Annotated in this window: 14 protein-coding genes and 2 tRNA genes; 9 read left to right on the top strand and 7 right to left on the bottom strand. The window is 56.2% G+C overall.

Going from position 1 to position 23,017, the window contains the following annotated elements:
- Positions 1 to 53 precede the first annotated feature (53 nt).
- The 8 genes from ACQKLP_RS17115 to ACQKLP_RS17150 all read left to right on the top strand — a co-directional run bounded on the left by ACQKLP_RS17115 (position 54) and on the right by ACQKLP_RS17150 (position 10,477).
- Positions 54 to 175 (top strand) — tRNA-OTHER (locus ACQKLP_RS17115).
- A 154-nt stretch (positions 176 to 329) separates the two neighbouring features.
- A tRNA-OTHER gene (locus ACQKLP_RS17120) sits at positions 330 to 462 on the top strand.
- Between the two features lie 141 nt (positions 463 to 603).
- Positions 604 to 2,844, top strand: a complete 2,241-nt coding sequence (locus ACQKLP_RS17125) for a hypothetical protein (protein ID WP_427324016.1) — start codon at positions 604 to 606, stop codon at positions 2,842 to 2,844.
- Between the two features lie 42 nt (positions 2,845 to 2,886).
- Positions 2,887 to 3,636 carry a nucleotidyltransferase domain-containing protein gene (locus ACQKLP_RS17130; protein ID WP_427324017.1) on the top strand — a complete coding sequence of 250 codons (750 nt, stop codon included), beginning with the start codon at positions 2,887 to 2,889 and terminating at the stop codon, positions 3,634 to 3,636.
- On the top strand, positions 3,630 to 4,697 hold the full coding sequence (locus ACQKLP_RS17135) for a DNA polymerase beta superfamily protein (RefSeq protein WP_427324018.1): 1,068 nt from the start codon (positions 3,630 to 3,632) through the stop codon (positions 4,695 to 4,697). The genes ACQKLP_RS17130 and ACQKLP_RS17135 overlap by 7 nt, the downstream gene beginning before the upstream one ends.
- Positions 4,698 to 4,903: 206 nt before the next feature.
- On the top strand, positions 4,904 to 5,419 hold the full coding sequence (locus ACQKLP_RS17140) for a hypothetical protein (RefSeq protein WP_427324020.1): 516 nt from the start codon (positions 4,904 to 4,906) through the stop codon (positions 5,417 to 5,419).
- A gap of 525 nt (positions 5,420 to 5,944) precedes the next feature.
- Positions 5,945 to 8,857 (top strand): SusC/RagA family TonB-linked outer membrane protein, encoded by a 2,913-nt coding sequence (locus ACQKLP_RS17145; RefSeq protein ID WP_427324021.1) that lies wholly within the window; start codon positions 5,945 to 5,947, stop codon positions 8,855 to 8,857.
- Positions 8,858 to 8,875: 18 nt separating this feature from the next.
- Positions 8,876 to 10,477 carry a RagB/SusD family nutrient uptake outer membrane protein gene (locus ACQKLP_RS17150; RefSeq protein ID WP_427324022.1) on the top strand — a complete coding sequence of 534 codons (1,602 nt, stop codon included), beginning with the start codon at positions 8,876 to 8,878 and terminating at the stop codon, positions 10,475 to 10,477.
- Between the two features lie 93 nt (positions 10,478 to 10,570).
- Here ACQKLP_RS17150 and ACQKLP_RS17155 read toward each other — a convergent pair whose 3' ends face one another.
- The 6 genes from ACQKLP_RS17155 to ACQKLP_RS17180 form a co-directional block, all read right to left on the bottom strand.
- Positions 10,571 to 12,316 carry an alpha-1,3-galactosidase-related protein gene (locus tag ACQKLP_RS17155; RefSeq protein ID WP_427324023.1) on the bottom strand — a complete coding sequence of 582 codons (1,746 nt, stop codon included), beginning with the start codon at positions 12,314 to 12,316 and terminating at the stop codon, positions 10,571 to 10,573.
- 269 nt (positions 12,317 to 12,585) lie between these two features.
- Entirely contained in the window at positions 12,586 to 13,407 is an 822-nt protein-coding gene (locus ACQKLP_RS17160) for an alpha/beta fold hydrolase (protein WP_427324024.1), read from the bottom strand.
- Positions 13,408 to 13,690: 283 nt separating this feature from the next.
- Positions 13,691 to 14,086: a hypothetical protein gene (locus tag ACQKLP_RS17165; RefSeq protein ID WP_427324025.1), complete on the bottom strand. Its 396-nt coding sequence runs from the start codon at positions 14,084 to 14,086 to the stop codon at positions 13,691 to 13,693.
- A 143-nt stretch (positions 14,087 to 14,229) separates the two neighbouring features.
- The gene (locus tag ACQKLP_RS17170) at positions 14,230 to 16,011 is read right to left on the bottom strand and encodes a RagB/SusD family nutrient uptake outer membrane protein (protein WP_427324026.1); all 1,782 of its coding nucleotides are present in this window, start codon (positions 16,009 to 16,011) and stop codon (positions 14,230 to 14,232) included.
- A gap of 18 nt (positions 16,012 to 16,029) precedes the next feature.
- Positions 16,030 to 19,398 (bottom strand): SusC/RagA family TonB-linked outer membrane protein, encoded by a 3,369-nt coding sequence (locus ACQKLP_RS17175; protein WP_427324027.1) that lies wholly within the window; start codon positions 19,396 to 19,398, stop codon positions 16,030 to 16,032.
- A gap of 240 nt (positions 19,399 to 19,638) precedes the next feature.
- A complete protein-coding gene (locus ACQKLP_RS17180; protein ID WP_427324028.1) occupies positions 19,639 to 20,667 on the bottom strand; it encodes a FecR family protein in 1,029 nt (342 codons plus the stop codon).
- 317 nt (positions 20,668 to 20,984) lie between these two features.
- On the opposite strand from ACQKLP_RS17180, the gene ACQKLP_RS17185 reads away from it, so the two are divergent.
- Entirely contained in the window at positions 20,985 to 21,554 is a 570-nt protein-coding gene (locus ACQKLP_RS17185) for an RNA polymerase sigma factor (RefSeq protein WP_427324029.1), read from the top strand.
- A 62-nt stretch (positions 21,555 to 21,616) separates the two neighbouring features.
- On the opposite strand, the gene ACQKLP_RS17190 is transcribed toward ACQKLP_RS17185, so the two are convergent.
- Positions 21,617 to 22,921 carry a hemolysin family protein gene (locus ACQKLP_RS17190; protein WP_427324030.1) on the bottom strand — a complete coding sequence of 435 codons (1,305 nt, stop codon included), beginning with the start codon at positions 22,919 to 22,921 and terminating at the stop codon, positions 21,617 to 21,619.
- Positions 22,922 to 23,017: the final 96 nt, after the last annotated feature.

The following is a 23,017-nucleotide window of genomic DNA, read 5'->3' on the forward strand; positions in this document are numbered from 1 at the left end:
CTGCGCAAATATTTGCATTGTCAAACAACGATAGTTCTTTACGACGCAAAAACGGAACAGTAGCTCAGCTGGTAGAGCAGGATAGTTCAGCGATTGCCCGACATGCGCGGCCAGGCTGATCTTACTTCACGCGCCTTGAACGCCCGTGTCGCGGGTTCGAACCCCGCCTGTTCCGCAATCGGTCAAGTCCGGCTTACTTCCAACACGGCTCATGCAGGTTCGAATCCTGCCTTTTGGAGCCGGGCTATTACCGTTCAGGTCAATGTCTGCTTACTGCCAACTTCCTTTTAGAACGCAGCGGACAAATTACCTAAGTTCTTTATTTCGACGGAACAGTAGCGCAAAGTGGTTAGCGCACATTATGTATGAAATCCACCGGTTACCTGTGTGCAGGTCAAGCTGGGATTTATTGCTCATTTTTGGATGATGGGGTTGCGGGTTCGAACCCCGCCTGTTCCGCCAACGGTCAAGTCCGGCTTACTTCGCCTGTAAAAAGGCCAACCAGGAATCCAGCCGGGCGATTACTTCACCGGAGGTCAACCGCCGCTTACTCCCATCACTCAAAATGACGAGCGGCGGGATCACCTCCTTCAACAAACCAACATGAACAAACAATTACAAACAGTCGCCATCCGCCACCAGGCGGTTTACATCCCGGAAACGGGCGCCTGTGTTTCCAAAACACTCCGGGAGCCCGCGGCCAGCCTGGCCGTGAACCTCGCGAAGCTGGGATTCCGGATGGACGAGCCCCTCCTCCACCAGGTGAACCAGCTGCCCGCGCCGGCCGTGCTCGCCGTGTACGAAGCTTTCCGCGAAACACTGCAGGTCAACCGGAACTGGACGCCCCTCGTGAAGGGATGGGACCAGCCTACCGGCGAAAAGCGCTCCCATCACTGGATCGCCGCCATCGCCAATATTTTCCGTGAAGATTTCGAAGGAACGGCGCTCGCCTGCGGGCACCTCATCCCCGACCATACGTTCCCCCTCGAACGTTACAACGGCTGCCCGTTCTGCGGAATGCCGTTCGAAACCGGTGTAAAGATTTTCACGGGACAAGGCACCGAATACAAACTGCTCACGCTGTGGACGGATGCTTCCATGCAAACCGCGCTCCACGACCTGCTGACCTCCAAAACCGCGCTGGATGCCACACAGGCCGATTCGCTGCGCATTTTGCTGGCGCATTACCCGCTGCCCGACGTAGCCATCGGGATGAAAGAAACCCTCATGCTCGTGATCTCCGCGCTGGCAGCCGCCGGCAAGGGAAAGGAAGCGGGAAAGCTCCTGCAATCGCCCGGAGACATCCTGCGATACCTGTGGTTCCGGCATACGGGGTTCCTGCAGATCGTGCAGCCGTCCGTTATCGAAAAACGCACGGCGCGGAACAACCTGCACATCGCGCCCAGCGCCGGAAAAGCACAGAAAGCGCAGGCCGCCTCCAAATCCCGGCTGAAACTGAAGTACGGAAGAAAGGAAGCGCGCATGGTAGCAGGATGGATCAACAGCATGCCTCTGTCTGCCGAAAAAGCGGCGGAACTGATGCACCCGAAAAGGGAAATCTGGGTACGTTACATCCGGGCGCTCCGCCTCGCTGAATTCAGCCACCGGCCGGGCATGGAAAAACTGGAACGGCTGATGGACGTTTTCTATCACCGGAAATATGAAGTATGGGCCGGAAAACTGGAACAGGCGCGCATCCGCCACGACGCAGCCACTGCATTCGGTTTGCTGCAGGAACGCCCCGGGCAATTCGCACGGGCACTGTTCTCCAACATGCTGTGGTTCGGGAAAGAAGAAACGCTGCAGGCATTCGGGCAAGTGAAGGGACAAGTGCCCGCACGGTTGCTGCTGACGCTGAACAGCTACGCGGAAAACTACTTCGTGCTGAAAATGCCCCGGGCCGTAAAGCCCCTGGGAGGGACCACCAAACAGGTGAAACCCAACCCGCTGCTGGCGCTGTACCCGGACGAACAGCGGGAGGCCATGGCACAGGGGATCGAACAGGTGTTCCTGGAAACGATGTCCGACCGCTACGCCGCACAGCCCACCGCGAGCCGCACCATCTTCATCGACCCGGTATTGCAGATGATGCCGATGCCCGTAGGAGCACGTTCGGAGAACGTGCAAGACCTGCCGTCCGCGCTCATGGGAACACGCTTTCCCGTTCCGGGCAACCAGGTGCGGCTCTTCATGCAATGGGGCAAAGACCTCCCGGCGCAGCACCTGGATATGGACCTGAGCGCAGGCATCGTGTACGAAAAGAAAACGGAGATCTGCAACTTCGGGAAACTGAGCATTACCGGCGCACGGCATAGCGGAGACATCCGCGCCATCCCGAACCGGCGTGGTACAGCGGAGTACATCGATATCGACCTCGACGTACTGCAAAAGGCCGGAGCACGGTACGCCGTGTTCACCTGCAACGCCTACAGCAACGGCGCCATCTCCCCCAACCTCGTGGCCGGGTGGATGAACAGCGCACATCGGATGCAAGTGGATGCCGATACCGGAGTGGCTTACGACCCTTCCTGCGTGCAGCACCAGGTGCGGATCACGCAGCCGCTGACCAAAGGCTTGATCTTCGGCGTGCTCGACATTGCCGCCGGCGAGATCATCTGGCTGGAACAGGCGTTCGACGGGCAAACGGCCTACAACCTGAACCTGAAAACGCTGGAACTCCAACTGGCAAAGCTCCAGGCGCGGACTACCGTGGGACGGCTGCTGGAACTGAAAGCCCGGGCACAAGGGCTGACCATCGTGGAAGAAGCGCAGGATGCCGACGAGGCGTATACAAAAGAATGGGCGCGCAACATCGCCGCCGTAACACAATTACTGACCGACTGACGACGCCCTTCGGGGCATCGCCGGCCTTACATCCATAACCCAATGAGACAACAAATAACGACATCGCTGCAATCCCTCGTGGCTGCCCACCAGGTGAAAATACTCTTCGCCTGCGAATCGGGCAGCCGGGCCTGGGGGTTCCCATCGCCGGACAGCGATTACGACGCAAGGTTCATATACGTTCAAAAACCGGAAGCTTACCTTTCGCTCAGCGACGCTAAAGAGCAATTGTCGCTGCCGCTGACCGGCGAGCTGGACATATGCGGATGGGACCTCCGCAAGGCGCTGCGCCTGCTGTACAAATCGAACTGCACGCCTTTCGAATGGCTGCAATCGCCGGTGGTGTACATGGAGCAGAAAGGTTTCCGCGAAAGCATGACAGACCTGCTCCCGCTGTATTTCAATGGCCGCAGGCAGGTGCATCACTATCTCGGCATCGCGCAGGGCGCGCTTGCCACGATGCAGGGAAAGCAGATAGGCGTCAAGAAACTGTTCTATGTATTGCGCCCGCTGCTCGCCGCCAACTGGATAGCAACAATAGGCGAGTATCCGCCCATGACCCTGCAGCCCTTGCTGGAACTGGCTCCTGCCAGCATACAACGGATGGTGAACGATTTGATGCGATGGAAAACGGAAGCCGTAGAAAGTGCGCCGGTGGAAGTTCCCGGAGAACTGATGCAATTTATGACCGAACGTATGCGATCGCTCGCGGAATCGGCACCTTCCGAAAACAGGATGTCCGTTTCCACTGCGCCGCTGGACGCATACTTCCAAAAAATGCTGTCATGTTAGACATAGCTTACCTGAAAGCGAATGGCCTCGTGCTTTTTGAGGCCCTGAGCGGCAGCCGGGCTTACGGGCTGGACACGCCATCGTCCGACACCGATGTGAAAGGCGTGTTTTACCTCCCGCAGCATCTGTTCTTTTCGGGGGAATATGTGCCGCAGGTAGCCAACGCTTCGAACGACGTGGTGTATTACGAACTGGGGCGGTTCGTGGAGCTGTTGTGCAAGAACAATCCCAACATGCTGGAATTGCTCTGCACGCCGGCAGCTGCGGTAAATTTCCGGCACCCGTTGATGGACGCGTTCCCGAAGGAAATGTTCCTATCGAAACTGGCGGAGGAAACCTTCGCCGGGTACGCCTGGTCGCAGATCGGAAAAGCGAAGGGGCTGAACAAGAAGATCAACAACCCCGAGCCCGAAACGCGCAAAACCGTAATGGACTGCTGTTACGTGACGGCAGGAGGCAAAACGGTATCGCTGGCGGCCTGGTTGCGGGCCACGCGCAGGCGCCCGGAACATTGCGGCCTCACGGCGATGCCGCATACCAAAGGCTTGTACGCCCTGTATTACGATGAAGGTGCGGGATACCGGGGGATCGTTTCCGGCGCGGAAAGCGATGATGTGCATTGTTCGCCCGTGGCAAAGGGAACGGTGCCGGAAGCGTACCTTTTCTTCAACCAGGAAGCGTATTCCGCACATTGCCGGACTTACGCCGCGTATTGGAAATGGGTGAGCGAGCGCAACGAAGCGCGGTTCACCGGCAACCAGGCGCACGGCAAAGGGTTCGATGCGAAGAACATGATGCACACCATCCGGCTGTTGCGCATGGCGCATGAACTGTTTACCGAAGGCGAATTGCGGGTATGGCGGGGCGACCGGGAAGAACTGCTCGCCATCAAGCGCGGGGAACGGGATTACGATGCATTGCTCCGCGACGCGGAAACGCTCATGGCGGCCATCGCATCCGCCGCGCAGAAGAGCCCGCTGCCCGGTAAGCCCGATACCGGTGCCGCGCGAAATGCCCTGGCGGCCGTGCGCGAAATACTGTATTACCCTGCTGTTCTCTGATAAGGGCGGGTTTAGCCCGCCGATTGTTGCCCTATACCGAAACGGAATGTCCCGCCCCTGAAAAGGCGGGCTTCCGGATTTCGGGGGTTCCCCGGAGGATAGTCAACCGGCGGAAAAAACACGCTGCTGCGCAAAGCGAACTTACCATTGCCCCCTCGATGCTGAAAATCTTCCGTAACTTCCGGTTACGGACAAAATCGCCCGGCATGAAAACCCACATCCTCAACCAGCTCATCAACTTTTTCTGGATGGCCCTGTGCTGCGCTCCCCTGCTCTGGTACTGGCTCCTGGCCGGGTGGGACGTTTGGGCCTGGATATTTATCACCGTTTCGTGCGTGATGGGCCTGCTGCCCCGTTCATTGCTGAGATGGACGCAACTGGCCACCACCCGCCGGGGATTCGAAAAACTGGGCGTGAAAGCCATCCGGAAGCTCACGCAAAACGGCGACTGGGCCAATGCCGCCACTGGCAGTGCCGGTAACACCGTCGGCAACCTCGCCGGTGCGGAAAGATACCGTGCCACCATCAACATGTACGAACGTTTCCACCTCATCTGCGGCTTCTTTTTCCTCTTTTCCGGACTGCACGCTTTTACGTTTGGCCATTGGATATTAGGGACGCTCAACCTTGCCACCAACCTCGTTTTCAATGTGGCGGCCATTATCCTGCAACAGTATAACCGGTTGCGGATCGACAACCTGCTGCGTAGCCATACCTCCTGAATACTCCTTCCATTTACTGGTTGAAAAAGCTTTCTTTCTCTGTATTTCCATTTAGCCCCCTGCAACCGTCTCCCCCAAAAAAGCTTAATAAATCACCATGTATAACAGGTGCATTTTTCGGATTTCGTATGCTTCTTTATGAAAATTTTAATCGAAGTTATCTGTTAATCTTAAAGTATTTAAAATTAATGAAACAAACTGAAATAACTACAGATATTTGAAACGCATACATTCAAAATATATCGAAATATAATCCAATCGATCGAAAAACATAATTAAAGTCTATTTGGATAATAAATCAAAATCGAACCGATGAACAGTATCAACCAGTCTATCGATTCTTGACATCATTTACTTCATCCACGTTTTGCTGACCTGACCAGCTGATCCATTCCGGAAGCCGAAGCTTTCCGTATCCTGCCCAATGCAGGCATGCTGTGGTGCCATGCGCGCCCGGAGTGACATCGCTATGCCTGCCATTTACCTAACGCTGCCATGGAAATTCTTTCAACCACTCATACCGCTATGAAGTATCTATTCCTTTTATCATCGCTCCTGCTATGCATGCTGCAGGCAGACGCCCAGCAGAAAACCGTGCGGGGCAGCGTTTCAGACACCACGGGTGCGCCCATTCCCGGCGCAACGGTCATCGTAAAGGGAACCAATATCGGCACGGCCGCCGGTGAGGATGGCCGCTTCGAGATCAGCGTTCCCGGCAACAATGCCGTTATCATCATCAGCTCCATCGGCTTTCGCGAACGCGAGGTAACCGTAGGCACGCAAACCCATTTCAACATCCGGCTTTCCCAAGGAGGCAAAGACCTCGAAGGCGTGGTGGTCATGGGTTTCTCCACTGTGGAAAAGCGCCACGTCGCTTCTTCTGTGGCGCAGATGGACATGAAACAGGCCAAAACCCGGCCAATCGCAAAAATGCAGGAAGCATTTTCCGGCACCATTCCGGGTGTGACCATGATGCAGGGCTCCAATCTGCCCGGATCCGTGCCCGGCACTATTTCCATCCGGGGCATCAGCACCCTTCAGAACGCCGAGCCGTTGGTGATCGTGGACGGGATGGAAATGTCGCTCACCGACATCGATCCCAACCAGGTGAAGAGCATCACCATCCTGAAAGATGCAGCCTCCGCCTCCATGTACGGTTCCCGTGGCGCCAACGGCGTAATCATCGTGGAAACCGAGCGGGGCGTGACCGGCAAATTCAAGGTGGACCTGAACTCCTGGTACGGCATCTCCAAACCCATCGACCTGCCCAAATTCGTGAACGGCGCAGATTACATGCGCCTCAACAACGAAGCCCGTACGATGCAGGGCCAGGCACCCATCTTCTCCGAAGATTCCATCATGAAAATGGCAACCGGCCAACTGCCCAGCGTAAACTGGCTCGATGAGGTGATCCAGCGGAACGCGACTTCCAGCAACACCAATCTCAGTGTTTCCGGCGGCGGCGGCGTGGGTACTTTCAACCTCATGCTTGGCTATCAGAACGAAGGCGGCCTCAACGATATCGAGGGCACCCAGAAATTCTCCGCACGCTTCAACACCAACATCAATATCGCCGACAAATTCGTGCTCATGGCCGACTTTTACGCCCACCGCCTGCAGGTAGACCGCCTTTACGCCAATGACGACGGCCACGGCCTGTACTCCATCGCCTGGAGGATGAACGCCTCCCAGCAAGTGTTCTACCCCAACAACGGGCTCAACATCGCGGAGCACTACCAACTGCACAACAGCATGAACCCCGTAGCTTCCATCAACCGCGGCGGCACCAAGAATTACATGCACGACTGGAGCACCATCAACCTCCGTCCCAAATACAACATTACCAAGAACCTCAATATCGAAGGGAACGTTTCGTACGTGATCAAAAAATCCGCAGAGAAATACGAGCGCCCCACCTTCAAATTCTACGACGGCAACGGCAAACCCGTTACCACCTGGGCAAACGCCGTCGGCGCTACGCAAAACGTGGCCGAAAGCCAGCTCACTTCCCGCCTGCTGCTGAATTACACCGGCAATTTGCGCGGCCGGAAAGACAAAATCTACTTCACCGCCGGCGCCGAAGCCATGAACTGGATCTTTTCCGATTACAAGGAAATCAGCAAGGCTTCGTTCTTCAGCAAACTGAACTATTCGCTCGACAGCCGTTACATCCTCGAGCTGACGGCCCGCGGCGACGGCAGCTCCAAATTCGCGCCCAACAACCGCTGGGGCTTCTTCCCCTCCGCGGCGTTCGCATGGAACGCTTCCAACGAATCGTTCCTGCAACCGCTCGTGAAAAGCGGCGCCATCAATAACCTCAAATTCCGCCTTTCCTACGGTTTGATCGGTAACGAAAACGTAGACCCCTATCTGTGGGAGGAAATCGTGAACACCTGGGGCTGGACGATGCGCACGCCCAACCTGAACTTCTCCTGGGAGAAACAGAAACAATGGAACGTGGGCATGGAGCTGACCACGCTCAATAACCGCCTGACCTTCGGCGCGGAAGTGTATAAAAAACATTCCTTCGACCTGATATACGGCGAATTCCCCGTTCCGCCGCTGACCGGTTCCTACTACCTCACCTCCGCAGTGAACATCGGCGAAGTGGACAACAAGGGCTTCGAACTGTCGCTGAACTGGAGCGACAAGATCGGCGACTTCCAATACAGCATCGGCGGCATGCTTTTCGACAATAAAAACGAAGTGCTGAAAGCAGGCTACCGCGCCAATGATACGCTCATCTTCAAAGACAATACCGATAAAGTATGGTTCCCCGGCGTATCCATCGATAACTTCTACGGTTATCAATCCAATGGTTACTTCCGCGATGCGGATGATGTAGCGAAGACGCCCGCCAAACTGCCGAACACGCTGCCCGGCGACATCAAGTACATCGACCAGAACGGCGACGGAGTGATCAACAATCTCGACCGCGTGAACCTGGGCGATCCCTTCCCGCATATGAACTACGCCATCAACCTGAACCTTGGCTACAAGCGCTGGGATTTCGGGGTGATCGGTCAGGGCGTAGGCAAGCGTACCGGCCGCCTCGGCGGAATGGAAGGTTATCCCGTACTGGTCGACGGAGCCACCAACGCGCTGGGAGCCCCGCGCCAATACTATGCAGACAACCGCTGGACGCCCGAAAACCAGAACAGCCGCTTCCCCCGCGTATGGACAGGCGCCAGCACCAACACCTATCTGAGCGATGTTTGGCTGGGCGACGCGTCTTTCTTCCGCTTCAAGATGATCCAGCTGGGATACACGTTCCCGAAGATCGGTGGCAACATCCGTAACGTCCGCGTTTATTTCAACGCACAGGATGCCATCACCTTCACCAAATGGGAAGGCCTCGAACCGGAAAGAAACGGCGGCAACGGCAGATATCCCCGTATGGCCGTATTTAGCCTCGGCCTGAAAGCTACCATGTTCTAATCAACTTATTATCCAGATATGAAGAAGTTTATATACGCCTCTCTCATTTGCGCCACAGCGCTCGGCGGGTGCGAGAAATTCCTCGACAAGACAGACCCGACTGCCACCAAGTTCAACGAATTCTTCAATACGGAAGAAGACCTTCGCCGCGTGGTATACTCCAGCATGACCGACGTTTTCTCCGGCCCCGGCCTCACCGCCAAACTGCCGTACATGGAAGACGGCAAGTCCGACAACGCCTACAGCCGCACGGAAAGCCATCATCATCAGCTGATCGCCAACGGCAACTTCAACTCCAACACCCAGGCATTCCTCTATTACTACGAACTGCACATGAAGCACCTCGGCCGCCTGAACGTGTTCATCGCCAATGCCGACCTTCCCTATGTGGAAGACGAAGCCGTCCGCGCCAAATACAAAGGCGTTTTGGAAGGCATCCGCTGCCTGCATTATTTCTGGCTGGTTTCCCGCTGGGAAAACGTACCGTTCTACCTGGAGCCGGCCGATATCGAATCCGCCACACAGCCGTCCAAAACGAAAGACGAGATCCTTTCCGTGCTGTTCCCCATGGCAGAAGAGATCGCCAATAAACTGCCGCCCCAGACGTATACCGCCGATAGCTACATGTTCAATAAGTTTTCGCTGAAAGCCGTTATCATGCGCTATTACCTGTATTTCGGGCGATACGCGGACGCGGCGCGCCTCGCCAAAGAGATCATGGACAGCGGTAAATACGAACTGCATCCGAATTACGGTGACCTTTTCCAATACAAAGCCGACAAAACCAACAAGGAGTTCATCTTTACCATGGACATGGAAAGCCATTCCAACTCGGCCACCAACTCCTTCCAGCACCTGGCCCCCCAATACCGCACCGGCAACGGGCAATCGTTCGTTGTGCCGCTGAAATCGCTCGTAGACGCTTACTGGACCCTCCAGGGCGACCCGATCGACAAAAGCACGCAGTATACCAAAGAACAATACGAACTGAACCCGAAACTCAACCGCGACCCGCGCCTGGCCGCCAGCATCTACATGCCGGGCGATATGTTCGCCACCGAAGCGATCAACATCTACGACCCCAATAACCCGATGTACTACGAAAATGCCCGCGCCAGCCGCTCCGGCTTCTGGTTCCGCAAGTTCGTTGACCAGACGGACGCCTTCAAAACCGGCGGGAACATGCACTTCCCGTATCTTCGCTATGCCGAAGTGCTGCTCACTTATGCCGAAGCGAAGATCATGCTCAACCAGGTAGACGCCCTGGCCAAACAGTGCATCAACGACGTGCGCCGCCGCGCTGGCCTCGATATGGCCGCCGCAGACGTGACCCTCGCCAAATATGCAGGTTACACCCAGCAACAGTGGACCGATCTTATCCGCAACGAGCGCAGGATCGAGCTGGCGGGAGAAGGCCGCAGATACGACGATATCATCCGCTGGCGCATCGCCGAGAAAGTGCTCAACGAGCCCGCCCTCGGCCACACCCGGATGGTCAATGGTCAGAAAGTAACACTCAAGATCGAAGACCGCACCTTCCGTCCCAACAACTACCTCTGGCCTTTCCACGAAAACAGCCTGAAAGTGGAGCCCGGGCTCAAACAAAATCCCGGATATTAACGCAGCGTTTGACGCCGACACCATTTGTCTGCATACATAATACAGGAAAGCCGGTCGATTTGACCGGCTTTCCCTTTTCCCAGTAAACATTGCTTATTTCGATACCTCTATCTTCCCGAATCCCTTTTCCGAATTCTTCCCCACTTTCACATTGGCGCAATCTTCCAGCCGGATGTTGGGCCGGGCTTGGCCGGAAGGCCGGAAATCCGTACGGATGATGCGGTTATTGGTGAAGGAAAGCCCATCGGTACTACGCGCGAACAGCACGGGATAATCGTATTGTAAAAAGGTGTTGTCGTAAATGCGGATGTTGCGGTGGACGAAGTTCCCCGGCGCCGCTTTCTTCACTTCGGGCTCGATGGCGATGGTATAATTGTGGCCGCCGCTGTTGTAGGCGCATTCCTGGAAAGTATTTCCGCGGATGGTCACGTCAGTAACGGGGCCGGATTCGTACCAGCCGGAAGCGTCGTCAGCGATGAGGATCGCGTGCATGCCGGTACGGAAGAAGACATTGTTCTCGATGAGGACTTTCCGGCGGGTGGTCACGAGCAATCCCCGCGTGTTCGTACCCTCGAAACGGCAGTTCCGCACGGTGAGCGCGGGCGTCCAGGTTACGTTTTCCAGCGCATCGCCTTTTTTGACGCCGGTCACGTCTTTGGTGAATTCCACTTCCATTTCCCTTTCAGATACCAGGCTTGCGGACTTCACTACCGGATATGCATATATTTTAAGGGAAGCGGCGTCGAGAAGGGCGGTACTGTCTCCGGCGAAGAAAGCCTCCATGCCATAGGTCTGCGCGTGGCCGAAACGGAGCTTCAGTTTACGGGGGCCCACGACTTCCTGTACGATGAGGTGCGTACCGTGCACGTTCACCGGATCATCATGCGCGCCGTTGTAGCGGCAGTTTTCGATCGTGATCTGGCCACGGCAGCCCGAAAAGTGCATGCAGTCCGCAAATGCGGCGATGCGCCGGCCATTGTTGCGCGGGATGACGAAAACGCTGTCGTACGAAAGGTTCTCCGAAAACTGCGCCACGATGCCGAGGCCGTGCATGTAATGCATCCGTACGTCGTGCAGGCGCACGTTTTCCGACCGGTTGATGAAAGCGCCCACATGGTCGCGGATAGGATCGCGGACGGTCAGCACATCTCCCGGAACGAATTTCCTGTTCCTGAAATTGCCGCTGAAACGCACGCTGAACGGGCCTGTGAGAAGGGCCTTGCTCCGGTCGAACGGTGCCCAGTTGTCGTACCAGTTCGTGCTGTCGGCCGTATGCACCCTGATGGCGTGGAAATGTTTCATCCCCCAGCCTTCCCCGTACCACTGGAATTTGCTGTCGCGGATGTCGAAACGGGAATCCGGGTGAATGGCGGCTTCCACAACGGAATCGCTGGCGGCGGCGATGGTAAGCTCAGACATGCTGGGCCTTTCAAAATCCACCCGGATGCCTTTGATCGTGATATTCCTGCAATGATCGGCCACCCAGGTGATCATCTTCCCATGAAAAACGAGCAACGCGCCGTTGCCTTCGAGCGTGAAATTTTCCATCCGTTCGAACAGCAGGCCGGTTTTCTTCATTTTGGACGGGCATTCCGTTTCGGAAGAGGTATTGGAAATGTAATATTCCCTTTCGGCGGCGTGTTCGGGCCAGATGTCGTACCGCCCCGGTTCCAGCACCAGCACCGCCGCATTTTTCTCCTTACATGCCGCAATGGCGCGCTGGATGGCGGGCAAAGCATCTTCGTACGTGCCGGGCCGCGCCCCGAAATCCGCCGCGCGAACGGTATCGCCCGGGGCGGCAGCTGTTGCTGAGATCGTGCCGGCCAGTATGGCGGCCATTGCACAGGTAGTTTTGAGTAGCATTATCCTGACTTTATCGTTATCCAATTTTCGCGTGGAATGGCGCCCTTCCCGGGAGGAAGCGGGCGCAGCGGACTGTAGATGTCTAATGTACACTTAATGTACCGGTCTTCCAATCCCGGGAGAATATTCCGCCAGCAAATCGGAAAAAAGTATTACGGAACCGTTTGCAAACCAGCGAAAGCAAAAAAACCTGCAATCCATGCAGGTTTTCAAAGGAAAGAACGAGCTGTTCGCTAATTCCTGGCTTATGATCTGATCCAGTTCAAAAGGTCTTTGTTGATCGTTTCCGCTTCCGTGGTGGGCATCCCGTGCGGGAAACCGTCGTACGAGATGAGCGTGCCGTTTTTGGCCAGCTTCGCGGATTTGGGCGCGGAATTTTCGTAGGGCACGATCTGGTCGTCCGTCCCGTGCATGACCAGCACCGGAACGTCTACCCCTTTCAGGTCTTCGGTGAAATCCGTCTCGGAGAATGCCTTCACGCAATCCACATGCGCCTTGATGGCGCCCATCATGCCCTGGCGCCACCAGTTGTCCTGAATGCCCTGGGAGATTTTCGCGCCGGGGCGGTTGTAGCCGTAGAACGGGATGGTGATGTCCTGGTAAAATTGCGGCCGGTGTTTGGCGGTGTTGCTGCGGATTTCGTCGAACACCGTGATATCCACGCCGCCCGGGTTGGTGGCGGATTTCACCATGATGGGCGGAACGGCGCTGATGAGCACCACGCGCGCCACGCGGCCCTTCCCGAATTTATGCGCATAATGGATCGCTTCGCCACCGCCGGTGGAGTGGCCGACGTGGATGGCGTCCCTGAGGTCGAGGGCTTTGGCCAGCTCCGATACGTCTTCGGCGTAGGTGTCCATGTCATGGCCGTGCGCTACCTGGGAAGAACGGCCGTGCCCGCGCCTGTCGTGCGCGATCACGCGGTAGCCCTGTTCGAGGAAGAAGAACATTTGCGCGTCCCAGTCATCGGCAGACAGCGGCCATCCGTGATGAAACACGATCGGCTGGCCCTTCCCCCAATCCTTGTAATACATTTCGGTTCCGTCTCTTAATGTGATCTTGCTCATTTGGGTGCGTTTTTAGAGTTGAAGAAATAATGCTTTGTTCCACCAAACTACGTATCAATTCCATGCGAGCGCGCCAGCGGAGGCAATCCGGCATCAGTTTACAGGTTCCAGGCAACGGCGCGCGACCGTTCAGCTGTAAATCCCCTAACAACCAATGCCTGCACGTTGTTCGTCGCCCCTGCGCCAAACCTGAAAATTAACCCGCACCTAACAACAAAACGGGCCCCGTTGCAACGGGGCCCGTTTGCCTGGGCCATACTCTGCTTTGCGCAGGCGGGTAAGTTTACAAGCTACCGTACCAGCCCTGGAGCGTCAGGTAGTTATAGATTTGTCTCGCTTTGAAACGCATGGGCGTACCATTCACGGTGCCGTTCCATTCTTCGATCGTTTCGAGGCCGTCGAAGGAATGATTGGTGCTGGTGACGGTCATCGGGTAACCGTCTACCGTAATATAGTCGGGAGAAAGCGGGTTGCCGTACACGATCATCGTGGCGGAACCGCCGGTGTTCAGGGCAACGGTATAGCTGGCCGGGGCGGGCGAATGCGGGTAATCGTCCCAGGTTTTGAAACCGTATACCTGGCTGAAGACTTTCGCTACGGCAGCGTTAGCCTGGGAGATGTTGAATGCGGGCGCAAATGCGATGAAACAAAACAGGGTGCAAAGAAGGATTTTTTTCATGGGTTTTAATTTTCTGGAAGTGAACAATGAGGAATTAAAGCCCACGCAAAGCAGCAGTCAAGCCGTGGTCCGATAGGGTGATGGCGGGAAAAGAGAGCTACCGGTGCAGGCACCGGTAGCTGTTGGATTTCGGTCCCTTTCCATTACCAACCGAATATCTGTTTCAGCGCAGGGTTCAGCACCGTCTGCGTCTGGGGTATCGGGCGATAGTAATATTTCGGTTCCACGAAGGTCCGCGGCTGGTCGCGGTCTACGGTGAACATAATGCGGCCTTTGGTGCCTCCGGAGAGATAGAAGTTGTTATCCTTCCCGGCGGCATCTTTGAGGTGGAATTTCGTGAGGTTTTTCTTCACGTCTTCCGGCAGCCCGGCGATGGGGGATTCATCGTTCGGACTGGCCAGGATGGCGATATCCGGATTACCGTCCCCCGTCACGTCCATGGCACCGAGCGCGGGCACGTACATGCCGCCCTGCGCGTCTTGCAGGCGGGCGCCGGCTTTCCAGCGCATGAGGTCGGAGAAGCGCAGGCCTTCGCAGGCGAGCTCTACCCTTCTTTCGCGGCGCAGTTCCAGCAGCAGGGAGCTCGTCACGCCGGGGTACTGGGCGGCCAGTACGGGATCTGCGGCGGGCGTCAGCGTCATGGCGGGCATCTGCACCCGGGCGCGGAGGAGGTTTACCGTATTGTTGAGGTCTGTGGCCGTGAGGGTCCCCAGTTCGGCTTTCGCTTCTGCGAGGTTCAGCAGCACTTCGGCGTAACGGTAGATGGGGAGTGCGGTGTAGTTCGCGTCCCAACCCTGGCGCTGCGACGGCAGGCGGGGGTAGAATTTCACCTGGTCGTACCCGCCGATGGTGGGCTTGATCACATAAGGCTTGCTATCCTGGTTCGGCGAAAAACCGGGCGAGGCGATGGTCTCGTTCATGCGGGGGTCGCGGTTGGCGAGCACTTCCAGCAAGGTTTTTGTGGCGTAGCCGGGCTGCGCGGTGAAAGGCGTCCCGTCTTTCATGAGGTAGGTTTCGGCCAGGCTGTTGCTCAGCGCCCACTGGTAGCCCAAAACGGTATGGGTGTTGTTGGCCGCGCCCAGCGCCTGCTGGTAGTCGGCCCACATGATGATTTCCTTCACGCCGTTGAGGGTGGCGCTGCAGAACAGGGCGCGGTAGTCTTCCCCGCCCTTCCCGGTATTGTTGATGGTAAACCGGTTGCTGCCCATGATCTGCTCGGAAGCCCAAACGGAACGTTCCAGGAATTTCTTTCCTTCGTTGGTGAGGTTTACTTCCGGATGATACTTCCGGAATGTGCCTTCGTACAGGCCGAACCGGCTCAGCAAAGCCAGGGCGGCCCATTTGGTGACACGGGTGCGGTTGCCTTCGTCGGGTTTGATATTTTCGACGGCGTAGTTCAGGTCTGCCAGGATGGAATCCGCGATGAGCGCGCGGGTGTCGCGGCCTTTGTAAAGATCAGCGTCGTCGGTCGCGAGGGGCTTTCCGTACCAGGGCACATCGGAATAATCGCGCAGTTTCGAGAAGTAGAACATCGCCCGGAAGTACTTCGCGATGCCGATAAAATGACGGATCGCCGTGGCGTCGCCCTGCGCTTTGCCGGCGTTCACCAGCATGAAGTTGATGCGGCGCAGGTCTCCCCAGTTATTCCATCCCCCTACTGTCACCGGCGTCACAGTCCCGCGCACGAGACCGTCCACGTACCCTGCGGCCTGGTAGTTGCTCGTGTTATCGGATTCGATATCCTGGTATGGAACGGGTTGCATCCCATAAAAGCCGTTGCTGTAGGTCTCGAGGTCCTGCGGGTTATTGAAGAACACTTCTTTCGTCACTTCTGTTTTCGGGAACCGGTCGAGGAAGTTCTTTTTGCACGAAACGGCCGCCACCGTCACCATTCCGAAACATATATAAAAATTGATCTTTTTCATGTGTTGTTAGCTTATCCGTTAAAAATTCAGGTTCAGGCCGCCGGAGTAGGTTTGCTGGAAGGGATACACGGAACCGTCCAGTCCTTCCGGATCGATCTTCGCTTTCAGGTGAGAGCGGGTCCAGATATTTTCCGCGCTGAAATAAATACGCAGTCTTTCGATGCGGGCTTTGCGGGTCAGCGAGCCCGGCAGCGTATAGCCGACGGTCACGTTTTTCAGGCGCAGGTAGGCTGCGTTCTGGAGGTACCCGGTTTGCGCGGCGCCCAGTTCGGAACCGTCTTCGGCGATATAGGATTTGAGACGGGGGAAGTAACCGTTGGGATTTTCGGGGGTCCAGGCGTCGAGGTTGTGCACCTGTACGTTGGCCCATGGTTGTGCGTATACGCCCCAGAAGTAGTGGTTGCTGGGGTTGGGGTACCAGTCGCGCTTGCCCACGCCCTGGAGGAACACCCGCAGGTCGAAGCCCTTCCAGTCGGCGCTCAGGTCCAGGCTATAGGGCAAACGGATGCTGCTGTTGCCGATCACCCGGCGGTCTCCCGGATCGTCCACGGTGTTTTTGCCATAATCGATCTTCTTGTCGCCGTTCAGGTCGGCGAATTTCAGGTCGCCCACATAGAATTTGTACTTCTGATCGTCGGAGCCCACTTCCGTCTGGTCGGGCCAGTTTTTCAGCTCCTCTTCCGACTGGAAGAACCCTGCCGAGGTAAAGCCCCAGATCTCGCCCCATTCCTCGCCCACGTAGCGGTCGCCGATCAGGCGGGTAGGATTGTCGTATTTGGTGATATAGGCACGGCTGTCTGCCAGGATGAACCTCGCGGAATAGTTCAGCGGCGATCCGCCCACCTGCACGTTATCGCTCCATTTCAGGCTCAGCTCCCATCCTTTCGTTTTCAGCGAAGCGCCGTTCTCACGGGGCTCGCCGGTACCGAACACGGCGGGCAGCGTTTTGCTTTTCACGAGCATGCCTTTGGTTTCGCGTGTATAAATATCGGCGTCGATGCCCAGGCGGTTGTTGAGCCACGACATATTCACGCCGAAGTTGCGCGTCTGTATCTTTTCCCAGGTGAGGGAAGCGGAAACCGCCCCGGGCTGGTTCACCATCATCGGCCGCGCCCCGTCGAGGATCTGGCCGATCTGGCCCGAGCCCATGGTGGGGATGTAAGCGTATGCCTGCGAAATGGCCTGGTTACCGAGCGAACCGTACGATCCGCGCAGCTTCAGGAAATCGAGATGAATGGCTTGCGCCACCGGCTTGAAGAAGTTCTCGCCCGTTACCACCCAACCGGCCGATACCGACGGGAAGAAGCCCCAGCGGTCTTTGGTCGGGAAGCGCGACGTGCCGTCGTACCGGCCGTTCAGTTCCAGGATGTACCTGTCGTCGTAGATATAATTCAACCGGTAAAACAGCCCCTGTACCGCCCAGTCGGTGATCGTCTGCCGCTGGGTAATGGTGCCTGTGGCCAGCTGCGGCGTGGGCAGCGATGTGCTGATCAGGCCCTGGCGGGTGGTGCGGGCGGATTCGTCGTAACGGTATTCCTGGTTAAAACCTGCCAACGCCTGCACATAGTGCTTCTTGGCGAAAGTTTTGTGGAAATCGGTATACACGTTGAACACGTTGTATCGTGCGGCGTCGCTGCCGGTGGTGGCGTAGGAAGGATTGGCGCCCGTGTATTTTACGGGTTGGCCGGGCCCGTCGTAGTACGGCACCTGGATGTCGAAGGAATTGATGGTATTGTTGGTGCGGCGGATGGTAGCGTCGCCCTTCAGGTCCCACACGTCTTTGATGATGTTCAGCTCACCGTTGAGCGTGGCGGTATATTCGTTGATGTAATTCTTGGTACGGCCGCCTGTCTGCAACCTGCCGAAGATGTAGCCGCCGTCTTTGGTCCAGCTGCCGTCGGGGTTGCGGAGAACGGACAGCGACGGAATGCGGTTCAGTTCATGGAAAAAGTTGCCGTCGAGGAATACCGGTGCATCGTAGTCGCGGTTTGTGAACGTAGTGTTGGCGCCGAGTTTGATGCGGTCAGACAGTTGATAGTTCACTTTTGCGCGGAGGTTGTACCGGTTCATGATGTCGTTGCCGTATTTCAGCTGGCCTTCGTAACGGAAGTATTCACCGGAGAGGTAATACGCCACTTTATCGCTCTTTTGAGAAACGCTGAAGTTGGTGGTAGACGTGGGCGCGGAGTTCTTATAGGCTTCGTGGAGCCAGTCTGTGGTACCGTAATAGGCGTATCTGGTAGCGTCGGTAGGGTCCACGATCACGGCGGGGAGCGAAGGGTCGGCGGAGCGTTTCTTCGCGTATTCGCGCACGGCGTCCGGGTACAGGTTGTAGAGCGGCGTGGCGGCGCGGTGTTTATAGTCCATCGTCAGGTATGGATCGGTAACGAGCTTCGGAACGGCGCCCAGGTTGCGGAGCGCGTAGTTCGTGTTCACGGAGATGGAGATCCTGTCGGAAGTACCGGATTTGGTGGTGATGAGGATCACGCCGAATGCGGCGCGGGCACCGTAGATGGCTGCGGCAGACGCGTCTTTGAGCACGGTCACGTTCTCGATATCGGCCGGGTTGAGGCGGTTCAGCTCATCGGGCGTGGCCGGAACGTTGTCTACGAGGATAAATGGCCCCCCTTCCGTCAGCGAAGTAAGACCGCGCACGTTAAATCCGGGATTGGAAGTAACGCGGCCATTGCTGAGGGTGATATTGAGGTTGGGCAGCAGGCCCTGCAGACCGGTGGCGATGTTGTTGATGGGCCGGTTCTGGAGCTCCTTGCCGGAAACCATGTCTACCGCGCCGCTGAGGTTCACTTTCTTCTGCGCGCCATATCCAACTACCACAATCTCCGTCAGCCCGCTGGAGCCGGCTTTCAGGACGATGTTGAGATCGCCGGTGCCGGCTTTTACTTCCTGCGCTTCATGCCCGATGTAGGAAAACACGAGGATGGCCCCTTCCGGCGCTTCGAGGGAAAAATGCCCCGTAGCATCGGTCTGCGTGCCTTTGGAAGAACCTTTTACCATCACGGTCACGCCGATGAGCGGCGTCCCGTCTTCCGACTGCACGATGCCGCGGATGGGCCTGGCCACAACGGTTTCCCCGCTGGGCGTAATGACGATCAGCTTTCCGGAAAGCAGTCTGAAGGTGAGATCGGTGCCCGCGAGGGTTTCCCGCAGGATGTCGATCACGTGCGCGTCTTTTACGCGGATGTTCACTGTTTTGTCAGGGATGGTTACGTTGCGGTAAAGGAAAGTGTAGTCACTTTTCTTGCTTACCAGCGTCAACAGTTTCTTGATATTGATGTTGGCGTAATCCAGGCTGAGCTTTTCCTGCGAATATCCATTTGCGCTAACCTGCAGGAATGCAGCCAGCAGCAGTACGGAAGTCAATTTCATACGCAGTAATATTTTTTTTAATCGCTCTTCAGGTACAGGTAAAATGCATGTACGGATTTTTTTCATATTTTTGGATTGTCGGTTGAATAAGATGGCCGTCCCCTGTGTTCTCAAGACAAGGCGGCAGTTTTTCGGCCAGCATATAAAAGGAGGTGTTGCCGCACTTCCTTTTTTTTATGGCCATGGTCAGCGGAGTAATGTTGCTATATCATAGGCGCAGCTTTTTGATACGTGAATGGTTTACCAGATTTCAATTTGATGATCGCCCAGTGATTTGTATTGGAACTGCATCGTCAATTGCAGCGCCTGGAGTACCTCGGGCAGCGGTTTGTTGTTAAAGGCGCCGGAGAAGACCTCGCCTTTCAGCTTATCATTGTTCAATGTTATACTAACGTTGTACCAGCGTTCCAGCTCATTGGCCAGCTGTTCGAACGTAACGTTCTCGAATTCCAGCCGCCCCTGCATCCAGGCGGGCTCGGAGCTGGAAATGGTCACGGCCGTGTTGTTGCCGGTGGTTTGAATCCGGGTGTCCGGGACCTGCGGTTTCAAGGTAGCCGCCGGTGCGTCTCCCGCAGCCGGCAGATCGATCACCAGCTTCTCGAGGGGCCGCAGTCTCACCTGGGCTTCCTCCCCTTTCGTTTTATAAGCGATCTCCACCTTCCCGGTAATGAGGAATGTCTCGACACGATTGTCTTTCGGATAGGCTTTCAGGTTGAAAGTGGTGCCCAGCACCCGCACGTCCACCTTCCCCGTCCGGATGACGAACGGATGCTCCGCGCTGGCTTTCACGTCGAAAAACCCTTCGCCCGTGAGCGTCACGGTCCTGTCTCCCTTCGCCAGCGCAGCGGAATCATATGTCAGTTTGCTGCCGGCGTTGAGTACCACGCGCGACCCATCGGGCAGCAGCACTTCTTTCTTCGTTACGCCAAAAGCCGTTTCCGCGACGGATTCCCGGCCCGATGCGCCCGTCATCCAATACAGTACCCCGCCTGCGCCGGCCAGCAGGGCCACGCCGGCCGCGGCCAGCCACTGCCTGGGCATCATCTTCCGGCGGATGGCCGGGGCGGTCGCCAGCAGCTCGTCGAGCTTGCCCAGCCCGCGCTGTTTGCGGCGCAATTCATCTTCCGTGGCGGCGTCGCCAGGTTTGGGAAGCGGGGTCAGTTCTTCCACCATGTTCAAGGTATAGTGAAGCCCGGGCACGGCAACCAGCAACCGCTCCAGCTCCTTGAGCTCTTCCGCCGTTGCCTCGTTCGCCACTTTCCTGGACATCAATAAAAATAAGCGCTCTTGTGTTTCATGCATCTGAATAGGACCTTTTACAACAGAAGGACGATGTCCGCTTCCAAAAACCCCCAAAAGAAAATCCCCTTTTTTTTCAATCGCCTGGAACTCCGTCCTGTCAATCGTTTGCAAAACACAACTACAGTTTTAGTTTGATAAAAAAACGATGCCTCGGAATAAAAGGGAGTTTGTTTTTTCCCGCGAATATTTCATACTTTACCGGAAATCGAATCGCTATATTATTTTTTTCATCTGGGTCTTTTGTTAACTTTAGCATAATCTACGTATGATAAATTGCAGCCGGTATGACTGACACTGCAGCCTTATTCAGGAAAATGACGGCGGAGAACGACCAACTTGCTTTCCGGCAGTTTTACGACCATTTCTTCGTGACGCTGTTCCGTTTCACCTGCTCTTTGCTGAAAGACAGGGAAGTGGCGGAAGAGATCACGCACGACGTGTTCGTACAATGCTGGCAGAAGCGGCATGAGCTGGGTGATGTGCGCAATCCGCAGGTCTATCTTTTCGTGGCCGCCCGTAACAAAGTGGTAGACCATACCCGCAGGCAATCGCAGCTGCGCAGCCTTCCCCTGCAGGAAAGCGACGAGGAGCAGTTGCAATTCTCGCCCGATCCGGAACAGTTGCTGATCACGTCAGAAATGATGGGAAAGATGGAGGAAGCCATCCGCGAGCTGCCGCCCAAATGCCGCGAGATATTCATTCTCGTGAAACAATACGGCCTCCGGTACAAGGAAGTGGCCGCCATCCTGGAACTGTCTACCAAAACGGTAGAGAACCAACTGGCCATCGCCCTCAAAAAACTCACCACCGCCGTCACCTTCCGGCTGGAAATGAAAGTGATGAAGAAAATCTGATCCCTCTACGATATGAAAAAAGCCCACCGCATGGTGGGCTTTTCTTTTTATGACAATGCTGTTTATTGCGCTTCGCCGCGCACTTCCACTTTGGCGATGCGGTGCTGGTCCATCTGCTTCACTTCGAACCGTAGCCCGCGCCATTGGATGCTGTCGCCGGCAGCGGGGATCCTCCCCATCCGGTCGAGGATGAAACCGCCGAGGGTGGCGAAGTTCACGAGGTTCAGCTTCTTCTGGTCGGCCGGGATGTGCATCCGTTCGAGGAATTCCACGAAAGGGATTTGCGCATCGGCGAGGATGGAACCATCGTCCTGCCGTTTCATTTCATATTCGAATTCGTTCGTTTCGGAAATATCGCCCACCAGCGCGTCCACGATATCGTTGATCGTGATCATGCCCTTCACGGCGCCGAACTCGTCTACCACCATGGCCTGGTACACTTTTTCCTTGCGGAAGAGGTCGAGGATCTGGTAAGTGCGGTTATGCGTGGTGATGAGGAGGAGTTTCTTTTTATAGGATTCCAGGCGCTGGAGGGAATCGGTGAGACTGTCGCTCAGCAGGTCTTTCGAATACACGAATCCGTACACGGCGTCGAGGTCGCCATTGGTGAGGGGATACAGGGTGTGTTTGTTGGACAGGATTTTTTCCCGGTTGACGTCGGCCGCATCGTTGACATTGAGCCATACGAGCTCGTTGCGGGGCGTCATGAGCGTGGAAGCCTGCCGGTCGCCGAGGCTGAACACGTTCTGGATGAGGGCTTTCTCCGTTTCTTCGATCACGCCGCCCTGGTGGCTTTCGGCGATGATGACTTTCAGTTCTTCTTCCGAGTGGATGTCGCCATGTTCGTGAATGGGCGTGATGCCGATGAGTTTGAGGATGGCATTGGCGAAGCCGTTGAGCACCCAGATGAACGGGCGGAACACGGCGTAGAAGATCTTGAGCGGCACGGCCACGGCAAACGTGGTAGGAACGGGCTTGCGGATGGCGAGGGATTTGGGCGCCAGTTCGCCGAACACGATGTGCAGCACGGTGATGCAGAGGAACGCGATGGGCAGCGCGATGTTATGCGCCATGGCCGGTTCGATGTGCAGGCCCAGGCTGTTGAAGGCCGAAAGGATGAGCGTCGTCATCACATCTTCGCCTACCCAGCCCAGCCCGAGCGAAGCGAGGGTGATGCCGAGTTGTGTGGCGGCGAGGTAGCCGTCGAGGTTATTGACGATGCTTTTTGCGACGCCGGACACGGCGGCGCTGCGGCCGGAGCTGACTTCTATCTGTGAAGAACGGACTTTTACGATGGCGAATTCCGCCGCTACGAAAAAACCGTTGAGTAATACGAGAAATAAAGTAAGCAGGATGTCGAAAGCCATTACTTGTTAAACATGGTGAAGATATAAAGATAGGGTAATGTGGGGCGCCGCGCAAGGGATTATTTTGATTTTATATGTATTTCAATCTGTGCCTTA

The organism is Chitinophaga sp. NPDC101104 (assembly GCF_050277495.1).
Classification (GTDB): Bacteria; Bacteroidota; Bacteroidia; order Chitinophagales; family Chitinophagaceae; genus Chitinophaga.

What these genes read in the sequence shown, in the direction of transcription:
- ACQKLP_RS17165 (WP_427324025.1), bottom strand. Translation starts at nt 14,086, where the DNA reads ATGAAAAAAATCCTTCTTTGCACCCTGTTTTGTTTCATCGCATTTGCG.
- ACQKLP_RS17125 (WP_427324016.1), top strand. Translation starts at nt 604, where the DNA reads ATGAACAAACAATTACAAACAGTCGCCATCCGCCACCAGGCGGTTTAC.
- ACQKLP_RS17185 (WP_427324029.1), top strand. Translation starts at nt 20,985, where the DNA reads ATGACTGACACTGCAGCCTTATTCAGGAAAATGACGGCGGAGAACGAC.
- ACQKLP_RS17130 (WP_427324017.1), top strand. Translation starts at nt 2,887, where the DNA reads ATGAGACAACAAATAACGACATCGCTGCAATCCCTCGTGGCTGCCCAC.
- ACQKLP_RS17175 (WP_427324027.1), bottom strand. Translation starts at nt 19,398, where the DNA reads ATGAAATTGACTTCCGTACTGCTGCTGGCTGCATTCCTGCAGGTTAGC.
- ACQKLP_RS17160 (WP_427324024.1), bottom strand. Translation starts at nt 13,407, where the DNA reads ATGAGCAAGATCACATTAAGAGACGGAACCGAAATGTATTACAAGGAT.
- ACQKLP_RS17170 (WP_427324026.1), bottom strand. Translation starts at nt 16,011, where the DNA reads ATGAAAAAGATCAATTTTTATATATGTTTCGGAATGGTGACGGTGGCG.
- ACQKLP_RS17190 (WP_427324030.1), bottom strand. Translation starts at nt 22,921, where the DNA reads ATGGCTTTCGACATCCTGCTTACTTTATTTCTCGTATTACTCAACGGT.
- ACQKLP_RS17155 (WP_427324023.1), bottom strand. Translation starts at nt 12,316, where the DNA reads ATGGCCGCCATACTGGCCGGCACGATCTCAGCAACAGCTGCCGCCCCG.
- ACQKLP_RS17145 (WP_427324021.1), top strand. Translation starts at nt 5,945, where the DNA reads ATGAAGTATCTATTCCTTTTATCATCGCTCCTGCTATGCATGCTGCAG.
- ACQKLP_RS17180 (WP_427324028.1), bottom strand. Translation starts at nt 20,667, where the DNA reads ATGTCCAGGAAAGTGGCGAACGAGGCAACGGCGGAAGAGCTCAAGGAG.
- ACQKLP_RS17140 (WP_427324020.1), top strand. Translation starts at nt 4,904, where the DNA reads ATGAAAACCCACATCCTCAACCAGCTCATCAACTTTTTCTGGATGGCC.
- ACQKLP_RS17150 (WP_427324022.1), top strand. Translation starts at nt 8,876, where the DNA reads ATGAAGAAGTTTATATACGCCTCTCTCATTTGCGCCACAGCGCTCGGC.
- ACQKLP_RS17135 (WP_427324018.1), top strand. Translation starts at nt 3,630, where the DNA reads ATGTTAGACATAGCTTACCTGAAAGCGAATGGCCTCGTGCTTTTTGAG.